Annotated in this window: 17 protein-coding genes; 8 read left to right on the top strand and 9 right to left on the bottom strand. The window is 32.8% G+C overall.

Going from position 1 to position 16548, the window contains the following annotated elements:
• Window positions 1–397 precede the first annotated feature (397 nt).
• The 5 genes from HUE53_RS04580 (at window position 398) to HUE53_RS04560 (ending at window position 3000) form a co-directional block, all read left to right on the top strand.
• Window positions 398–631, top strand: a complete 234-nt coding sequence (locus HUE53_RS04580) for a thioredoxin (protein ID WP_014166410.1) — start codon at window positions 398–400, stop codon at window positions 629–631.
• 95 nt (window positions 632–726) lie between these two features.
• Window positions 727–1467 (top strand): hypothetical protein, encoded by a 741-nt coding sequence (locus HUE53_RS04575; RefSeq protein ID WP_097609347.1) that lies wholly within the window; start codon window positions 727–729, stop codon window positions 1465–1467.
• Between the two features lie 227 nt (window positions 1468–1694).
• On the top strand, window positions 1695–1958 hold the full coding sequence (locus HUE53_RS04570) for a DUF2024 family protein (RefSeq protein WP_065213035.1): 264 nt from the start codon (window positions 1695–1697) through the stop codon (window positions 1956–1958).
• A complete protein-coding gene (locus tag HUE53_RS04565) occupies window positions 1958–2311 on the top strand; it encodes a gamma-glutamylcyclotransferase family protein (RefSeq protein ID WP_014166407.1) in 354 nt (117 codons plus the stop codon). Before HUE53_RS04570 ends, HUE53_RS04565 begins: the two co-directional genes overlap by 1 nt.
• A gap of 86 nt (window positions 2312–2397) precedes the next feature.
• Window positions 2398–3000 carry a MarR family winged helix-turn-helix transcriptional regulator gene (locus HUE53_RS04560; protein WP_192188750.1) on the top strand — a complete coding sequence of 201 codons (603 nt, stop codon included), beginning with the start codon at window positions 2398–2400 and terminating at the stop codon, window positions 2998–3000.
• Between the two features lie 452 nt (window positions 3001–3452).
• Here HUE53_RS04560 and HUE53_RS04555 read toward each other — a convergent pair whose 3' ends face one another.
• Window positions 3453–3902 carry a nuclear transport factor 2 family protein gene (locus HUE53_RS04555; protein WP_192188749.1) on the bottom strand — a complete coding sequence of 150 codons (450 nt, stop codon included), beginning with the start codon at window positions 3900–3902 and terminating at the stop codon, window positions 3453–3455.
• Between the two features lie 308 nt (window positions 3903–4210).
• Here HUE53_RS04555 and HUE53_RS04550 point away from each other — a divergent pair, with 308 nt between their 5' ends.
• Window positions 4211–4684, top strand: a complete 474-nt coding sequence (locus tag HUE53_RS04550; RefSeq protein WP_014166404.1) for a hypothetical protein — start codon at window positions 4211–4213, stop codon at window positions 4682–4684.
• Between the two features lie 609 nt (window positions 4685–5293).
• Here HUE53_RS04550 and groL read toward each other — a convergent pair.
• The 8 genes from groL to miaB form a co-directional block, all read right to left on the bottom strand.
• Window positions 5294–6925: a chaperonin GroEL gene (groL, locus tag HUE53_RS04545; protein ID WP_077225596.1), complete on the bottom strand. Its 1632-nt coding sequence runs from the start codon at window positions 6923–6925 to the stop codon at window positions 5294–5296.
• Window positions 6926–7008: 83 nt separating this feature from the next.
• Window positions 7009–7284: a co-chaperone GroES gene (locus HUE53_RS04540; RefSeq protein ID WP_014166401.1), complete on the bottom strand. Its 276-nt coding sequence runs from the start codon at window positions 7282–7284 to the stop codon at window positions 7009–7011.
• A 144-nt stretch (window positions 7285–7428) separates the two neighbouring features.
• Window positions 7429–7791, bottom strand: coding sequence for a preprotein translocase subunit SecG (gene secG, locus HUE53_RS04535; protein ID WP_041253276.1), 363 nt, complete (start codon window positions 7789–7791; stop codon window positions 7429–7431).
• A 3-nt stretch (window positions 7792–7794) separates the two neighbouring features.
• Window positions 7795–8964 carry a tetratricopeptide repeat protein gene (locus HUE53_RS04530; RefSeq protein WP_014166399.1) on the bottom strand — a complete coding sequence of 390 codons (1170 nt, stop codon included), beginning with the start codon at window positions 8962–8964 and terminating at the stop codon, window positions 7795–7797.
• Window positions 8965–8967: 3 nt separating this feature from the next.
• Window positions 8968–9471: an LptE family protein gene (locus HUE53_RS04525; protein ID WP_014166398.1), complete on the bottom strand. Its 504-nt coding sequence runs from the start codon at window positions 9469–9471 to the stop codon at window positions 8968–8970.
• Window positions 9472–9539: 68 nt separating this feature from the next.
• Complete coding sequence (locus tag HUE53_RS04520) at window positions 9540–10799, bottom strand: sigma 54-interacting transcriptional regulator (RefSeq protein ID WP_014166397.1); 1260 nt, start codon at window positions 10797–10799, stop codon at window positions 9540–9542.
• 3 nt (window positions 10800–10802) lie between these two features.
• Window positions 10803–11174 (bottom strand): hypothetical protein, encoded by a 372-nt coding sequence (locus HUE53_RS04515; RefSeq protein ID WP_014166396.1) that lies wholly within the window; start codon window positions 11172–11174, stop codon window positions 10803–10805.
• An 11-nt stretch (window positions 11175–11185) separates the two neighbouring features.
• Window positions 11186–12637 carry a tRNA (N6-isopentenyl adenosine(37)-C2)-methylthiotransferase MiaB gene (gene miaB / locus HUE53_RS04510; RefSeq protein ID WP_065213036.1) on the bottom strand — a complete coding sequence of 484 codons (1452 nt, stop codon included), beginning with the start codon at window positions 12635–12637 and terminating at the stop codon, window positions 11186–11188.
• A gap of 246 nt (window positions 12638–12883) precedes the next feature.
• Here miaB and topA point away from each other — a divergent pair, with 246 nt between their 5' ends.
• Together topA and HUE53_RS04500 are read left to right on the top strand one after the other, a co-directional pair.
• The gene (topA, locus tag HUE53_RS04505) at window positions 12884–15385 is read left to right on the top strand and encodes a type I DNA topoisomerase (RefSeq protein ID WP_065213037.1); all 2502 of its coding nucleotides are present in this window, start codon (window positions 12884–12886) and stop codon (window positions 15383–15385) included.
• A 6-nt stretch (window positions 15386–15391) separates the two neighbouring features.
• The gene (locus HUE53_RS04500; RefSeq protein WP_077225593.1) at window positions 15392–16537 is read left to right on the top strand and encodes a formimidoylglutamase; all 1146 of its coding nucleotides are present in this window, start codon (window positions 15392–15394) and stop codon (window positions 16535–16537) included.
• The last annotated feature ends 11 nt before the right edge of the window (window positions 16538–16548 follow it).

Raw genomic sequence — 16548 nt, 5'->3', positions numbered from 1 at the left:
TAGTAAGGTATAATCAAAATGTGTTTTTATGAATAAAAGATGACTAAAGCCTCTTTTTAATACAAATTAGGTATTTGAAATTTAGTACAGATACAAACAGTTTTGAATCTAAAAGAAATCCGTTTTTTGTCTTGAGCGTAGAAAAATTAGATTTAAAAAAAAATGAATGTCTTTTTAATCTTTTTTCCCCTTTTCATATTCATCACAAGATTTAATGTAATCTGACATTTAAATGAATTATATCCAATAAAAATGAGCATTTTATTAAATATTTTGTTTGAGATATTTTGATTTAGCTTGTAGTTCGAAAAAAAAATATAAAAATAGTTTGTTTAATTAGGAATCCTAACTATATTTGTGCCAGTAATAATGCTAAAAATAAAATCAATTAATAAAAATGGAAAAATCAATTTTTTATCATGCAGGCTGTCCTGTTTGTATTAGTGCAGAACACGACATTGTAAACCTTATAGGTGAGGCTAATGTTGAAATTGTACATCTTGGTGAAGACCGTAATCGTATTACTGAAGCAGAAAAAGCAGGGGTAAAATCAGTGCCCGCCTTACTTACAGCAAACGGAAATGTACTTCATATAAATTTTGGAGCTACTTTATCGGATGTAAAAGGTTAATTTTTTAATCTAAATAATTAGGAATCCTAATATTTTGTGTGTAAAAAATAGGATTCCTATATTTAATTTTTTCAATAATTTAAAATCGTACAAAAATGAAAAATTTATTTATTTCTTTCGGCTTTTCTCTTTTTACACTTTATGGTTTTGCCTGCGACAAATGTGGTAAATATGATAATGATAACTTTAAAATCCAAAAAGTAAATGTAAAGCATTCAGCCGAAATAGGGGCTACTATTTGGGAAATAACAGTTAAAGGACAAGCAGGAAAAACAACACCTAGACCAGTAGGTCAACTTAATGGAGCTCCTGTTTTGGGGTATGTATTTCCTACAACTTTAAAACCAACTGATGTTGGATTTGGTCAAACAGAAGGAATTGTAGCATTAGCTTTGACATCTCATCCAGACTTTGATGATACCCCATTATGGGATGAAGATGCAGATCGTAATTTTAAAAATGATGGAATAATTTGGCATCCACACTGGGTAGTTCTAACAGAGGACAAGCGCGTTCAAGGAGGATTGTCCGTAAAGGAATTTGATTCTAAAGACAAAACAGTTGTTTTACCATCAACGAATCCTGGGATGCCTATGTATATGGATTCGCCTGGTTTTCAGGTTGTAACTAAAGGAAATACGATTAGAGTGATTGTTCCAGATTATAGAATCAATAATAAAAAAGATTTTTCGTATGATGGCGTAACGGTTTATATGCAAGTAAAAGCTAATGACAATGGCGGTCACGAAGGAGGAGGTGACAAACCAATGTTAGGTGTTTATAAAATATATTCTGTAGCGAGTGGAAAGTTATCCTTACCTTTTAAAGTAAAATAGTTGACTTATTTTATACGTTTAGAAATCTAATAAGAATCTTAATAATAAATTAATATCGTTGAGGTCATGGCTTACCTTATGTCTAGAAAGCAATATAAATAAGATGTTTTGGTTTATTAACCGTTTAAAAGCACTAAAAAAATATTAAATACTAGAATTCGTATTACAACTTTTCAAGAATAGTGTGTAGTTAAATTATGGCCTCTATAACTTAATAGAAATAAAAAATGAAAGTAGCAGTTTGGGATACCTATGTAACAAAAAAAGAAGGAGATGTTATGCACTTTGATATAATTGTGCCTCAAGAAATTGTAACAAATCCAGCTATAATTTATAATTATGGTAAAGAATATTTAAAAACAAAAGGTCAAGAAGGACAAAAATTAACTTCTGAAGAATGTAAATTTTGTCATATAGATTCTCTTGAACCTCAGTGGGAAGAAGAAATACATAAAAAAGGATATTTTATAATAGAAATGGAAAATTGCTAATGAAAGATCCTATCCATTTACTCTTTTCTTATGGTACTTTACAATTAGAAAAAGTTCAACTTGAAAACTATGGAAGAATTTTAGTAGGACAAAAAGATGTTTTGAAAGGGTATGAAATTGAAAAATTATTAATAACAGATCCTAAAGTTTTAGCTAAAAGTGAACAAGAATACCATCCAATTGCTGTAAAAACAGGAAATAAATCAGATTGTATCAAAGGAATTATATTTGAAATAACATCTGCTGAATTAGAGGAAACAGATAGATATGAAGTAGATCAATACCATAGGATATTAGAAACCTTTGAATCAGGAAAAAAAGCTTGGATATATGTAGCAAGCCCTTCTAAATGAGCATACATTTTTACTTAAAAGCGTAAACAAAAGAAATATGAAACAAAGAAATAATTCATTTTTTTATCCTTATATATTCTAAACAGATGAAGCATTCAATGTTTAATTTGGATGAGCAAAATCAAAAGATTGAAAGCAGAATAGGGGTTGCTTTAGAACGTATTTCAGAAGCGTTTAGAGTTTTATTATGGAAAGAAAGTAAGGAAAACTCTCTTAGTCCTATTCAAATTCAGATTTTAATTTTTATCTGTTTTCATTCCGAAGAAAAATGCAAAGTAAGCTACTTAGCAGAGGAATTTAATATGACTAAAGCTACAATAAGTGATAGTATTAAGGTTTTGATTCGTAAAGGACTATTAAAGAAAGAAACAAATATCATAGATACCAGAAGTTTTTTACTTTCATTAACACAAGAAGGGAAAAAAATAGCTTCCAAAGGATCCTTTTTCGCTTCTCTTATACAAAAAACTTTTGAAAACTTATCAGAAGAACAAAAAACCACAGTGTTAAGTAGCTTATTAAAACTTATTTATGACCTACAGAAAGCAAATATTATAGAGATCCAGAGAATGTATTTTACCTGTTCTTTTTATACTCTTGACAAAGGATTACAGTATTGTAAATTGATGAATGTTAAACTTACGGATTCTGAAATAAGGGCTGATTGTCCAGAGTATATTAAGGTATAATATAAAAGATATTTAAGACTGTATCCTAAAAAGGAGTTGAGCAAAAGAGCAGGGATTATGTTTTTGAACCATTCAAAGATTTTACTTTAGCTTATCTAGAGAAAATACTGTTTTTTTGATTGTAAAACCCCACAAAATATGTCCTTACAAGAGTAAAAACACCATTTTGAAGCTTTTGATACAGTCTTTTTTAAACTTAATTGTGCTATTTTAGCCCAGATTACACATTAGGGAAACGTTGCAGGTGGAAATGGACAATGGGGTAAAAAATCCGTATATTTTACCTTTTCTGCCCTTTTTATCTTCATCAAAAGTCTAAGACATAATCTGGGTTTAAAGAAAGAATGTGTGTATGAGTTATAAAAACAAGGGCTAGATCTTTTAAAAAGGCTATTTTTCAACTTCCTAATCCTAGAATGTTTGTGCAGATAAGTGTTTTTATAGGTAAATTTTTAATGTTGTCGTACATCGTTAAATTGCCACAGGACATTCACTAATTTCCAAGTCCCATTGAGTTTCACGATGTGCATATAATCAATCCATTCGTTGGCAATTAATTTGACCGATGCCGTACGGGACGAAACATCTAACAAAATAACGTCTTTTTTAGGATGAGGCGGAAAAGCATCCCCTTTTTTATTATAGCTTTCTGCCAGTAAAACCATCGACTCGGTTGAGGTTTCCCGCAGATAGTCTTTCCCCGTAGCTTTATCCTTCCAGAAGGTGCGTTTCACCATTCTAGGATGCAAGGCGCGCTCCATTTGTTGCGGATTAACCTTATGTTGCGCTTCAATATAATCTAAAGCAACTTGTTTGATGGCCAGCGTATCCTGTGCGGTTTGCGCCATGCCTAGGTTTGAAAGAAGCCATAATGCCCCTAAGCTTAGTTTTTTGAGTAACATAACTGTTTGATTTTTTAGCTGTTTTTTTAGCATCAAACTTAGCAAAACACTCAATAACAGCAAGCTTTTTTAGCTTTTTGTTAAGAAGTAAAAAATACCGTTCGTGGGAACGGTGTTGTTGGGATGTTTTAAGGTTTTAGGGAAAAGAGTTTTTAGAGGTATTTTAATAAGTTTTCTGACCTTAAGGATGGAGCCGTCTGCTTGAATGTAGGGAGTCTTTTTTTGTTTTTATTAAAAAATGTACTTTTGTGAAAGAAAAATAACTATATTGGCTAAGTTAAAAAACAACTTTTTAATCACTAAATATTATGTCAAGTGTCATTTCTAAAAATTTACAGAATTATCTTAAAACTATTGAAACAGAATCTAAAGAAGTTTTGATAGATGGATATTTTCATGTTGATTATGTAATAGATGCATTTAAGAAGGGTGAAGAAAATGGAGGTCAAAAAGCATTAGAAGATTTAAAAAATAAATTTACTAGAGCTTCAACACAAATGTTTCTTTATGGGATTGATTTAATAAGAAGATTAGAGGAAGCTGGTTTTTCTTCCGAAGATTTTTATGTTAATCCTTTTGCTTTCAAATTCTTGGTTGTTACTAATTTACAGAATACTTTTAATGAAGATTTTATTGAAACTTTTTTTAAAATATCATTTGAATTACAAAATAAATTTAAAGAAGAGTTTGGAATAAATGCCCAATATTTCTTTGTTCAGAGTGATAATTTAAATGCGTCTGAATTGAAAGTTGACGGTTTTTTAAAAGTATCCAATGAGTAGTAGAGTAGAACATGCTGAGCATAATAAAGAATTATCTGAGCAACTTTACAATGAAGGGAAGTTTTTGGATTGGGCTAATATTTTATTCAGCTCTTCATTTTGTTCACGGTAAATTACTTCCGAGTACTTATAATGGGATTTTGTGTAATAGTATAGAGGATGCTTATAGAGTGTTAAAATGTAAAGGTAAGCATGAGGCTACTTGTCAATTAGTTCAGGTAGGCTTACCGGTGGTAGCTGCATATTATTCGTTTTTAATGAATTGTAGTTTTACTGCAAGGTACGTTGATTATAAAGTTCATCCTGAACATTCTAAACTTTGTCAAAAATATTTAAATAAAATAAAAGAAGCTTGTCTTTAGCTTTTTTTAAGATTTTCTACAATTCATAAATAGCCTTACTTGTACATTTGTTCTAGTATTGATTTCATTGAAACAATTGAAAAAGTATTATCCTACTTCTAAAAAGAAATAATTTATTGCATAAGTGTTCTAGGAACTTCTTTTTTTCAAGTTTTTATCTATTCTCTATCATCCATCACCCCTCATCACAAAAAAAGCCGCTCTTTCGAACGGCAATTTTAAGCTATTAAGTTATCGAGGTTTTTGATTACATCATTCCCGGCATACCGCCACCCATTGGCATACCACCAGCAGGCACTTCTTCCTTAATGTCGATTAAAGCACACTCGGTTGTTAAAATCATTCCTGAAACCGAAGCCGCGTTTTCTAAAGCTACACGAGTTACTTTTTTAGGGTCAATGATTCCCGCTTCCAGCATGTCTACATACTCATCCGTTTTAGCGTTGTATCCAAAGTTTTCTTTGCCTTCCGCCACTTTAGCTACAATTACCGAGCCTTCTAAACCAGCATTTTCAACGATAGTGCGTAATGGCGCTTCAATAGCACGAGAAACAATTTGAATTCCTGTAGCTTCATCACCATTTTCAGCTTTGATGTTAGCTAAAACCGCTTTGGCTCTTAATAAAGCCACACCACCACCAGCTACAATACCTTCTTCCACCGCAGCACGAGTTGCATGTAAGGCATCATCCACACGGTCTTTTTTCTCTTTCATTTCTACTTCAGAAGCAGCACCCACGTACAATACCGCTACACCACCTGCTAATTTAGCCAAACGTTCTTGTAATTTCTCACGGTCGTAGTCAGAAGTCGTTGACTCCATTTGCGCTTTGATTTGGTTTACACGATTTTTAATCATTTCGTTCTCACCCGCACCGTTTACAATCGTTGTATTGTCTTTATCGATAGATACTTTTTCAGCAGTTCCTAACATTTCTAAAGTAGCGTTTTCTAAAGTATATCCGCTTTCTTCTGAAATTACAGTACCTCCAGTTAAGATAGCAATATCTTCTAACATGGCTTTTCTACGGTCACCAAAACCAGGTGCTTTTACCGCAGCAATTTTTAAAGCGCCACGCAATTTGTTTACAACCAAAGTAGATAAAGCTTCACCATCTACATCTTCCGCAATGATTAATAACGGTTTTGAAGATTGCGCAACAGGCTCTAAAATGGGTAATAATTCTTTTAAAGAAGATACTTTTTTGTCGTATAATAAAATGTAAGGTCTTTCTAATTCAACCTCCATTTTTTCTGTATTGGTTACAAAGTAAGGCGATAAATACCCTCTGTCAAACTGCATTCCCTCTACTACATCTACATAAGTATCAGTACCTTTAGCTTCTTCCACAGTAATTACCCCTTCTTTACCCACTTTACCAAAAGCGGTCGCAATTAAATCACCAATCACTTCATCGTTATTAGCCGAAATAGAAGCTACTTGTTTGATTTTATCAGTAGAAGAGCCCACTTCTTTTGCTTGTTTGCCTAAATCCGCAACGATAGCCTCAACCGCTTTGTCTATACCACGTTTTAAGTCCATAGGGTTAGCACCCGCAGCTACGTTTTTCAAACCTTCTTTAACGATAGCTTGTGCTAATACGGTAGCAGTAGTAGTACCGTCACCCGCTAAATCATTGGTTTTAGAAGCTACTTCTTTTACCATTTGCGCCCCCATGTTTTCAAGAGTGTCTTTCAATTCTACTTCTTTAGCCACAGAAACCCCGTCTTTAGTTACGTGAGGAGCCCCAAACGATTTCGAAATGATTACGTTACGTCCTTTAGGTCCTAATGTCACTTTTACTGCGTTTGCTAATGCGTCTACACCGCGTTTTAATCCGTCACGTGCTTCAATATCAAATTTTATATCTTTTGCCATTTTTATTTTTTTAGTGATTAGTGATTAGTGAACAGTCTTTGAAATTTACTTTTTCACTATTTACTTTTTAACTTTTTACTATTTTAGATGATTGCAAGTATGTCTTCCTCGCGCATGATTAAATAATCTTTGCCTTCAAATTTTAAATCAGTTCCAGCATATTTTCCGTAAAGAACCGTATCGCCAACTTGAACAGTCATAGGTTGGTCTTTTTTCCCGTTTCCTACAGCTACCACAATTCCTTTTTGAGGTTTTTCTTTAGCTGTATCAGGGATGATGATACCAGAAGCTGTTTGTGTTTCGGCAGCCGCTGGTTCCACGATAACGCGGTCTGAAAGTGGTTTAATGTTTAATGCCATAATTATTTTTTGGATTTTTAATTGTTATTAAATTCTGTAGCTATTTGGACAGAAATTGTGCCAAGTTGCAAAAGCTGTCAAAATTGGCAAAAACAAAAATGCCAGCTCTGACAAGCTGGCATTTTTAAATATTTTTGTTTTGGATTATTTTTTTTCGTCTGTAGCGGCTTTAACAGGAGTAGATGGAGTTGCTGTTTTACCATTAGTCCCTGATGCCGCTGGAATTGCAGCAGGAGCAGCCGATTCATCAATTAGTTTAGATCCTGTATCGTTACTTGTTCCATTGAAACTTAAACTAGATAATAAGATCAATACTAATAAAGTTCCTGCTAAATACCAAGTTGATTTATCTAGAAAGTCTGTTGTTTTTTGAACACCACCCATCATTTGTGAACTACCAAAAGTTGAAGATAATCCTCCTCCCTTAGGGTTTTGCACCATAATTACTACCACTAATAAAAAACAAACTATAGTGATTAATACTAAGAAAATTGTAAATGTACTCATTGTTTATCTGTTGTTATTCTGTTGTAAATCTTTTATATCCAAAATTCTGTCTGCAAATAAACTACTTTTTTCTGGATATTTCAAAATTAAAATTTCATAAGCTTGTATTGCTTTCGTGTATTTTTTTTGTTCCAAATAAATTTTTGCTAGAGTTTCGGTCATTAAATAGGGACTATCGTTCTTCTTGACAATATAATTTGGAGTAGGAATGTTATCTTTTGGAGGAGAAATTTTTGGATTTGTATGGATGAATTTGTCGATTAAATCCATTTTTGAACTTACATCAATCTCTTTTTTTTCTGTTATATTAGAGCTTTCATTATTTGTAGAAAGGGGAACCGCTTTACTGATTTCCTCAATATTAACTTCTTTTTCTTTTTTTATTTCAGATTCTTTGTTTTTTGTAGTGACGCTATTTTCAGGCCTTTCAATAGGGGTTGTTTTAGATAAAAGCAACCATTCTTGAAATGAAAGAGTTTTGCTATCATCAAGGATAATAGGCTCACTAAGATTGATGTCTATTGCTTGTTCTTGCTCTAAATCAACAGTGTCTTCCAACCAAGATATTTTTTCTCTAATTGATGGGTTAATAGAAGTAGCAACTTCAATTTTGTTGTTAGCAGATTGGTCGGATTCTGATATAGAAGATAAAATAGACTTTTCTAAAGGGTTTTTTAATGAGATAGATTCTTCTCTAATTGTATTATCGTTCACATCTTCTACTATTTCATTAGCAATGATAATTGAATTGAGTACTGATTGTTCTAGTTTTTCTTCATCTGTGGCGCTACTTTGTGCTTCAGATTCTAACTCTAGAGAAATGGTTGTATTTCTTGTTTCTTCAATTATGTTGCTTATAGGTTTTGTAATTTTTTCTGGTGATATAGTTTTTGTTTCGTATGCTGATGTGTTTTCTGTAAAATAGAGTTCTTGTGCGAAATTTTTATTGGTAATAAAGTCGAAAAGAACGGTTCTATCAGTGGTATGAGCAGCTGTAAGTTTAAGAGCAGTAGTGTATTTAAAACTGTCTTGTATATGTAACCCTTTTAGATATAAGCTTCGTGCACTTTGAAAATATGGATATTCTTTAAGTACAGATTCCAATTCACTGCATTGTGAATGAGTGATTGTATTAGGGTTTTTTAGTAAAGAGATAAGTTCTGCCGTATTCATAAACTACCATTTAGCTAAGGTTTCGTTAAACATATCTTGTGTAATTCGTTCAAATATTTCGTCTAAAGCTGTTTGTAATTTGCTTCCCGTTAATTGTTCTGCTGCAGGATAGTCATAGTAGAAAGAAAATTTCTTTTCAAAATTTTCTTCTGATTTATTTCTGTTTGAAAAACGAAGGTTAGCAGTAATTGAAAGTCTATTTTGAGCAGCTGTTAGATTAGCAGTTGCGGTCATAGGACTAATACGGTAGTCTACTATTTCACCTTCATATACCAGGTCGCCATTTGTATTTGTTAGATTTAAATTGGTTTGATTTTGAATTAAATCTTGTAAGCGTAAGGTGAATTTTCTCTCGATTCCAGGTTCAATAAGTTCTGAAACATTTTGAAATGTATTTACTTGGAATGTTTTAGCGTCTATTTTGCCAGTTCCTGTAAAATTATAGATACCACAGGAAGATATAATGGATAAGGCAAAGAGAGAAATTGTATATTTTAATTGTGTCATAATTTTGATAATGAATAGCTATTTTTAAAACAGAGGTTTTGTATAAACGGATTTGATAAAAATAAAAATTATAAATCAAATTGTTTAATTTTTCTGTATAATGTTCTTTCTGATATGCCTAACTCGTCGGCTGCAGCTTTTCGTTTGCCTTTGTTTCGTTCTAAAGCTTTTTTTATTAACTCAATTTCTTTTTGATCTAAACGCAAAGAATCCTCTTCTTCTTCAATTGTATCGGCAAAGATATAATTGGAATCATCATCTTCATCAAATTCTTCTTGAATGTGAGGGGTATTTGTGATGGTTTGAAGTCTTGTTTCCTCTTCAAAGTAGGGGTTGTTCTCTTCTTTTTGACCATAAATGCGTTGTATGAGTCCTTTGTTCGCTTCTTGTACTTTAGAACTCCCATTTTGCATGAGCTCTAAAGTTAGCTTTTTAAGATCGTTTAGATCAGCCTTCATGTCAAAAAGTATTTTATACAAAATTTCTCTTTCTGATGAAAAATCACTTTCCGCTTTTGGACTTACAATTTGAGGTAAATGATTCCCTTCATTAGGTATATACGAGATAAGAGTGCTAGCCGTAATATCACGATTCGTTTCTAAAACGGATATTTGCTCGGCTACGTTACGTAATTGACGAATATTACCTCCCCATCTGTATTTTAATAAATACTGTACAGCATTGTCTTCTAGTTTTATAGGAGGCATTTTATATTTTTGAGCAAAATCGGAAGCAAATTTTCTGAATAACAAATGAATGTCTTCTTTTCGCTCTCGCAAAGCAGGAAGTCCTATTTCAACTGTACTTAATCTATAATACAGGTCTTCTCTAAATTTGCCTTTAGAAATAGCTTCTTGCATCTTAACATTAGTAGCAGCTACAATACGGACATTTGTTTTCTGAACCTGAGAAGATCCTACTTTTATAAACTCGCCATTTTCTAAAACACGTAACAAACGAACTTGTGTTGTAAGAGGAAGTTCTCCCACTTCATCTAAAAAAATGGTGCCTCCGTCAGCTACTTCAAAATAACCCTCGCGGGTATTGGTAGCACCTGTAAAGGCTCCTTTTTCATGACCAAATAATTCTGAATCTATAGTTCCTTCTGGTATCGCTCCACAATTTACGGCAATATATTTTCCGTGTTTTCGATGGGATAAAGCATGGATGATTTTAGGAATACTTTCTTTACCTACACCACTTTCTCCTGTAACTAATACAGAAATATCGGTAGGAGCTACTTGGATAGATTTTTCAAGAGCTCGATTTAACTTTGGATCGTTTCCAATGATTTCAAATCGTTGTTTTATGCTTTGTACATTTTCCATAGATTAATCCAAAGAGTCTAATAGTAAACAGCTTTTGTTGACAATAATATTTTTAATTTCAACTATGTGAATTAAATATTTGCCCTTGTTTTGTTTGATAATTGCTATAGTTTCTAATTGTATTTTTGATCCTTTTTTTCTTATTTCCTCAAGAGTTGATTGTATATCTGTGCTTTGAACGCCTTTTTTATTAACAATTAATATTTCTTCATCGGTAATAGAACACTTTTTGAAAAAAAATTGTTTGTTTTTCTTAACTAACATACCAAAGAATATATCAGAAGTGTCTTCTTTTGTATTAAAAATTAATTTTTCTTGGCTCAATAAATTTACGCTAAACAAGAAAAAAAGAATTACAAAAAATGATCGAAACATAAAAAATATTTTTAATTCTGCATAATATCTGAATAGCCTACCGCTTCACCTATTAATGTAGCGGCAGTGCAATCCGTGACTTTTACCAATACAAAATCACCTGGTTTGTAGTTCTCTTTAGGGAATACAACTACGGTGTTTTGTGAATTTCTTCCACTCCAATGTTGATCAGAACGTTTAGAATCTTTTTCGACTAAAACTTCTACAGTTTGACCTATGAAACGCTGGGTACGTTGTAATCCTAATTTTTGTTGTAAATCAATGATTTCATTTAAACGACGTTTTTTAACTTCCTCAGGAATATCATCTTCCATTTTTCGAGCAGCTAAAGTTCCAGGTCTTTCAGAATAGGCAAACATAAAGCCAAAGTCGTACTTGCAATGTGCCATTAAACTTAGTGTGTCTTTGTGGTCTTCCTCTGTTTCAGTTGGAAAACCTGCTATCATATCTTGTGATAATGAAATGTCAGGGATGATTTGATAAATTTTGTCTACAAGTTCTAGGTATTCTTCACGCGTATGTTGACGATTCATCTCCTTTAATATACGTGTACTTCCTGATTGTACAGGTAAGTGAATGTACTTACATATATTGTGGTGTTTGGCCATCGTTTCAATTACTTCGAGGTGCATATCTTGCGGATTAGAAGTAGAAAAGCGAAAACGCATTTTAGGGAACTTAGTTGCGCATAGATCCAATAATTGAGAAAAATCTACAGCAGTTGCTTTTTGCATTTCACTTGCTTTTATGAAGTCTTTTTTAAGCCCTCCACCGTACCAAAGATAGCTGTCAACATTTTGACCTAATAAGGTGACTTCTTTATATCCTTTATTCCATAAATCTTGAATTTCCTCTATGATACTTTGTGGTTCACGGCTACGTTCACGACCACGGGTGAAAGGGACTACACAAAAGGTACACATATTGTCACACCCTCTTGTAATAGATACAAACGCATTCACACCATTACTATTTAAACGAACAGGTTGAATGTCTCCATACGTTTCTTCTTTAGAAAGAATAACATTAATAGCATCACGACCTTCTTCCACTTCACTTAATAAATTAGGAATGTCTTTATAAGCATCAGGTCCTACAACAAGATCTACAATCTTTTCTTCTTCTAGAAATTTTTCTTTTAGACGTTCTGCCATACAACCTAGAACACCTACTTTCATAGTAGGGTTTACTTTTTTTATTGCATTGTATTGTTCTAAACGTTTACGAACGGTTTGCTCAGCTTTGTCTCTAATCGAGCAAGTATTTACTAAAACTAAATCAGCTTCTTCAAGATTTTGTGTCGTGTTGTAACCTTGTTCTGTTAAGATAGAAGCTACAATCTCACTATCTGAAAAGTTCATCTGACATCCATAACTTTCTATGAACATCTTTTTTGTATTCTTCTGATTCTGTTCTAAAATCAAGCTTGTTCCTTGTCTATTTTCGTCAATTACCTTTTCCATAAAAATGCCATTCGTATTTTTGAGACAACAAAGATAATACTAAATTTTTTATTATGACAGGATGTCATATTTGTTTGGTTAAAAGTTTCTAGAAGACTGTTGAAAAAAGTTTATTTTATCGCTTAAAAACCCTAGAAAAAGGAGGAGGAGGTAGTGATGAAGAAAAATGTTTGTGCAATATATAATTGCATAAAAATTGCATTTAAAAAAAAACTTCTACTTTTGCCGAAGAAATAAACGTTACAAATGGCAAAGAATTTAGTAATCGTAGAGTCGCCTGCCAAGGCGAAAACTATAGAGAAGTTTTTAGGAAAAGACTTTCAAGTAGAGTCGAGTTTTGGGCATATTGCCGATTTACCTTCAAAAGAAATGGGGGTGGATGTAGAAAATAGGTTCAAGCCTAAATACGAAGTTTCTTCTGATAAAAAAGCTTTAGTGAAAAAACTAAAAGACTTGTCAAAAACAGCTGAAATGGTTTGGTTAGCATCCGATGAAGACCGCGAGGGTGAGGCTATTGCATGGCACTTAGCGGAAGAATTAAAATTAGATAGATCCAAAACAAAACGCATTGTTTTTCATGAAATTACTAAAACAGCCATTCAAAAGGCAATCGAAAACCCGAGAGGAATTAATTACGATTTAGTAAATGCGCAACAAGCACGTAGGGTGTTAGATCGTTTAGTAGGGTATGAGTTATCGCCTGTCCTTTGGAAAAAAGTTAAAAGTGGTTTGTCAGCCGGTCGTGTTCAGTCTGTTTCAGTACGTTTAATTGTAGAACGTGAGCGAGAGATTCAAAACTTTACATCAGAAGCTACTTATAGTGTTTCTGCTGAATTTTCTAATGAATTAGGAAGAACATTTAAAACAAAATTAACTAAAAACTTTACTACAAAAGAAGAAGCTGAAAAATTCTTGCAACAAAATATAGGTTCTATATACAAAGTATCGGATTTAGAAACAAAGCCAACAAAAAAATCACCAGCAGCTCCTTTTACCACATCTACCTTACAACAGGAGGCTGCTCGTAAGCTATATATGCCAGTGGGTATAACCATGCAAGTAGCACAGAGGTTATATGAGGCTGGGTTAATTACTTATATGAGAACGGATAGCGTTAATCTTTCTCAAGAAGCAATGAGTGCAGCTCAAGATGAAATTTCTAATTACTACGGAAAAGAATTTAGTCAACCACGTAGTTATGCAACAAAATCAAAAGGAGCACAAGAAGCGCACGAGGCAATTCGTCCAACGGATATGTCGCGACATACCGTTCAATTAGATAGAGATCAATCTCGTTTGTATGATTTAATCTGGAAACGTACCATTGCTTCTCAAATGAGTGATGCGCAATTAGAACGAACTAATGTTAAGATTGAGGCAAACAATCATAAAGAAATTTTTGGAGCAACAGGAGAAGTTATTAAATTTGAAGGCTTTTTAAAAGTATATTTAGAAGGAAATGACGATGAAGATGAAAAAGAAGAAGGAATGTTGCCAGCCCTGAAAATAAACGAAATTTTAAAGAATAACTATATTACTGCTACAGAGCGTTTTTCAAGACCAGCCGCTCGTTATACAGAAGCATCTTTGGTAAAAAAATTAGAAGAGTTAGGAATTGGTCGTCCCTCTACGTATGCTCCTACTATTTCTACGATCATAAATAGGAACTATGTTGAAAAAGGAAATTTTGAAGGAACTGAGCGTAAGTACAATCAGTTGATTTTGAAAAATAATCAAATAAAATCTGAAATATTATCTGAAAACGTAGGCTCAGATAAGGGAAAATTAGTACCTACTGATATTGGAACTATAGTAAATGATTTTTTAGTTAAAAATTTTGAAACCATTTTAGACTATAATTTTACAGCAAAAGTAGAGCAGGATTTTGATGAAATTGCTATAGGGAATAAAGAGTGGGAAAACATGATGGATGATTTTTATAAACATTTTCATCCCAATGTTCAAAATGTTGAAAAAAATGCAGAACGGGAAAGCGGGGAAAGAATTCTTGGAGTTGATCCTAAAACAGGTAAGCAGGTTTTAGTTCGCCTAGGAAAATTTGGACCTATGGTGCAAATAGGAAATGCAGATGATGAAGCGAAGCAATTTGCAAGTTTGCGTGCCGAACAAAATATAGGAACCGTTACTTTGGAAGAAGCTTTAGATCTGTTTTTATTGCCTAAAATGCTAGGAGAATATAATGGGGAAGAAGTAGAGGTAAATAATGGAAGATTTGGTCCCTATGTGAGATTAGGAAAGATTTTTATATCTTTGCCTAAAGGAGAGGATCCTCTAGATGTAACGTTAGATAGAGCAAAAGAATTAATAGACGAAAAAAATAAAGCAGATGCCCCTATAGGACAATACCAAGGAATGGACGTTCAAAAAGGAGTAGGGCGTTTTGGACCATTTATTAAATGGAATGGAATGTTTATTAATGTTAATAAAAAATATAATTTTGATCAATTGTCTTCTTCTGATATAACAGAGCTAATAGAGGATAAGTTGCAAAAAGAAAGTGAAAAACTGATTCATAATTGGGAAGTTGAAGGAATTCGAGTTGAGAAAGCCAGATGGGGACGTTCAGTAATCCTAAAAGGAAAGATTAAAATTGAATTGAGTAAAGATGTTGATGCTGCTCAGTTAACCTTGGAAAAAGTACAAGAAATGATTGAAGCAAAAGCTCCCGCAAAGAAAACACCTGCTAAAAAAACAACGCCTAAAAAGACAACTATCAAAAAAAAGTAAATAATAATGGTGTTTGATTTTTTAAAACCCTTAGAGGTTGATTTCTTAATAGATGTTCATAGTTTTTCAGAAGCAACCTTAGGAAGGAAAGTTCGCTTTAATACTCAAGAGGAATTTCCTGATTTAAGAGAGGTGTCAATTGCTATTGTAGGAGTGTTGGAAGAAAGGGGCAATCAAAAAGGAAATGCAAATCTTGATTTGTTGTCCATAAGAAAAGCATTCTATTCTCTATATTCAGGTAATTGGAATGCTAATATTGTTGATTTAGGAGATATCGTAGGAGGAGCAACCGTAGAAGATACTTATTTTGTGCTAAAAGGAGTGATAGAACAATTGGTTAAAAATAACATCATTCCAATAGTTATAGGAGGTTCTCAAGATTTAACGTATGCTATGTACCGCGGTTACGATCGTTTAGAGCAAATGGTGAATGTTGTCACAATTGATAGTCAGTTTGACTTTGCTAGAGATAATGGATCTTTAGCTGATTCCTATCTAACCAAAATGATTGTTGATGAGCCTAATAATTTGTTTAATTATAGTAATATTGGCTATCAAACCTATTTCAATTCACAAGAAGAAATAGATTTAATAGAGAAATTATATTTTGATGCCTATCGTTTAGGAGAAGTAGCACATGATCCGACTATTACAGAACCCGTTCTAAGAGACGCAGATTTAGTTTCTATAGATATGAGATCCGTTATGTCTTCTAATTCAGGAAATTTTATAGATTTTATGCCTAATGGCTTCTCGGGAAAAGAAATTTGTGCTTTTTCAAGATACGCAGGAATTAGTGATAAAGTAACTACCTTTGGAGTCTTTAATCATGGATATACTAATTCAGAAGCAGTTTTAATTGCACAGGTGATATGGTATTTTATAGAAGGATATCATTATCGTTCCAATGAATATCCTTTTGGAACAAAGAGTAATTTTATTAAATATATTGTACCTTTGGATGAAGAACTTGTTTTTTATAAGAGTGATAAAACGGGACGTTGGTGGATAGAAATCCCTTTTTTGTCAAATTCTTATAATAAACTAAAAAAAAATACGTTACTTCCTTGTACCTATGATGATTATTTAGATGCTTGTGAAGGTATAGTGCCCGAAAGATGGTGGAAAGCACAGCGTAAAAATTTATTGTAGAATTTTTTTGT

The sequence above is a fragment of the Flavobacterium columnare genome (assembly GCF_014844295.1).
In the GTDB taxonomy this organism is placed as follows: domain Bacteria; phylum Bacteroidota; class Bacteroidia; order Flavobacteriales; family Flavobacteriaceae; genus Flavobacterium; species Flavobacterium columnare.
This window is presented reverse-complemented; position numbering and strand designations above follow the sequence as displayed.

Bases quoted from the DNA above. Each gene is read 5' to 3' on its own strand.
- HUE53_RS04580 (WP_014166410.1), top strand. From the start codon at position 398: ATGGAAAAATCAATTTTTTATCATGCAGGCTGTCCTGTTTGTATTAGT.
- HUE53_RS04575 (WP_097609347.1), top strand. From the start codon at position 727: ATGAAAAATTTATTTATTTCTTTCGGCTTTTCTCTTTTTACACTTTAT.
- HUE53_RS04570 (WP_065213035.1), top strand. From the start codon at position 1,695: ATGAAAGTAGCAGTTTGGGATACCTATGTAACAAAAAAAGAAGGAGAT.
- HUE53_RS04565 (WP_014166407.1), top strand. From the start codon at position 1,958: ATGAAAGATCCTATCCATTTACTCTTTTCTTATGGTACTTTACAATTA.
- HUE53_RS04560 (WP_192188750.1), top strand. From the start codon at position 2,398: ATGAAGCATTCAATGTTTAATTTGGATGAGCAAAATCAAAAGATTGAA.
- HUE53_RS04555 (WP_192188749.1), bottom strand. From the start codon at position 3,902: ATGTTACTCAAAAAACTAAGCTTAGGGGCATTATGGCTTCTTTCAAAC.
- HUE53_RS04550 (WP_014166404.1), top strand. From the start codon at position 4,211: ATGTCAAGTGTCATTTCTAAAAATTTACAGAATTATCTTAAAACTATT.
- groL (WP_077225596.1), bottom strand. From the start codon at position 6,925: ATGGCAAAAGATATAAAATTTGATATTGAAGCACGTGACGGATTAAAA.
- HUE53_RS04540 (WP_014166401.1), bottom strand. From the start codon at position 7,284: ATGGCATTAAACATTAAACCACTTTCAGACCGCGTTATCGTGGAACCA.
- secG (WP_041253276.1), bottom strand. From the start codon at position 7,791: ATGAGTACATTTACAATTTTCTTAGTATTAATCACTATAGTTTGTTTT.
- HUE53_RS04530 (WP_014166399.1), bottom strand. From the start codon at position 8,964: ATGAATACGGCAGAACTTATCTCTTTACTAAAAAACCCTAATACAATC.
- HUE53_RS04525 (WP_014166398.1), bottom strand. From the start codon at position 9,471: ATGACACAATTAAAATATACAATTTCTCTCTTTGCCTTATCCATTATA.
- HUE53_RS04520 (WP_014166397.1), bottom strand. From the start codon at position 10,799: ATGGAAAATGTACAAAGCATAAAACAACGATTTGAAATCATTGGAAAC.
- HUE53_RS04515 (WP_014166396.1), bottom strand. From the start codon at position 11,174: ATGTTTCGATCATTTTTTGTAATTCTTTTTTTCTTGTTTAGCGTAAAT.
- miaB (WP_065213036.1), bottom strand. From the start codon at position 12,637: ATGGAAAAGGTAATTGACGAAAATAGACAAGGAACAAGCTTGATTTTA.
- topA (WP_065213037.1), top strand. From the start codon at position 12,884: ATGGCAAAGAATTTAGTAATCGTAGAGTCGCCTGCCAAGGCGAAAACT.
- HUE53_RS04500 (WP_077225593.1), top strand. From the start codon at position 15,392: ATGGTGTTTGATTTTTTAAAACCCTTAGAGGTTGATTTCTTAATAGAT.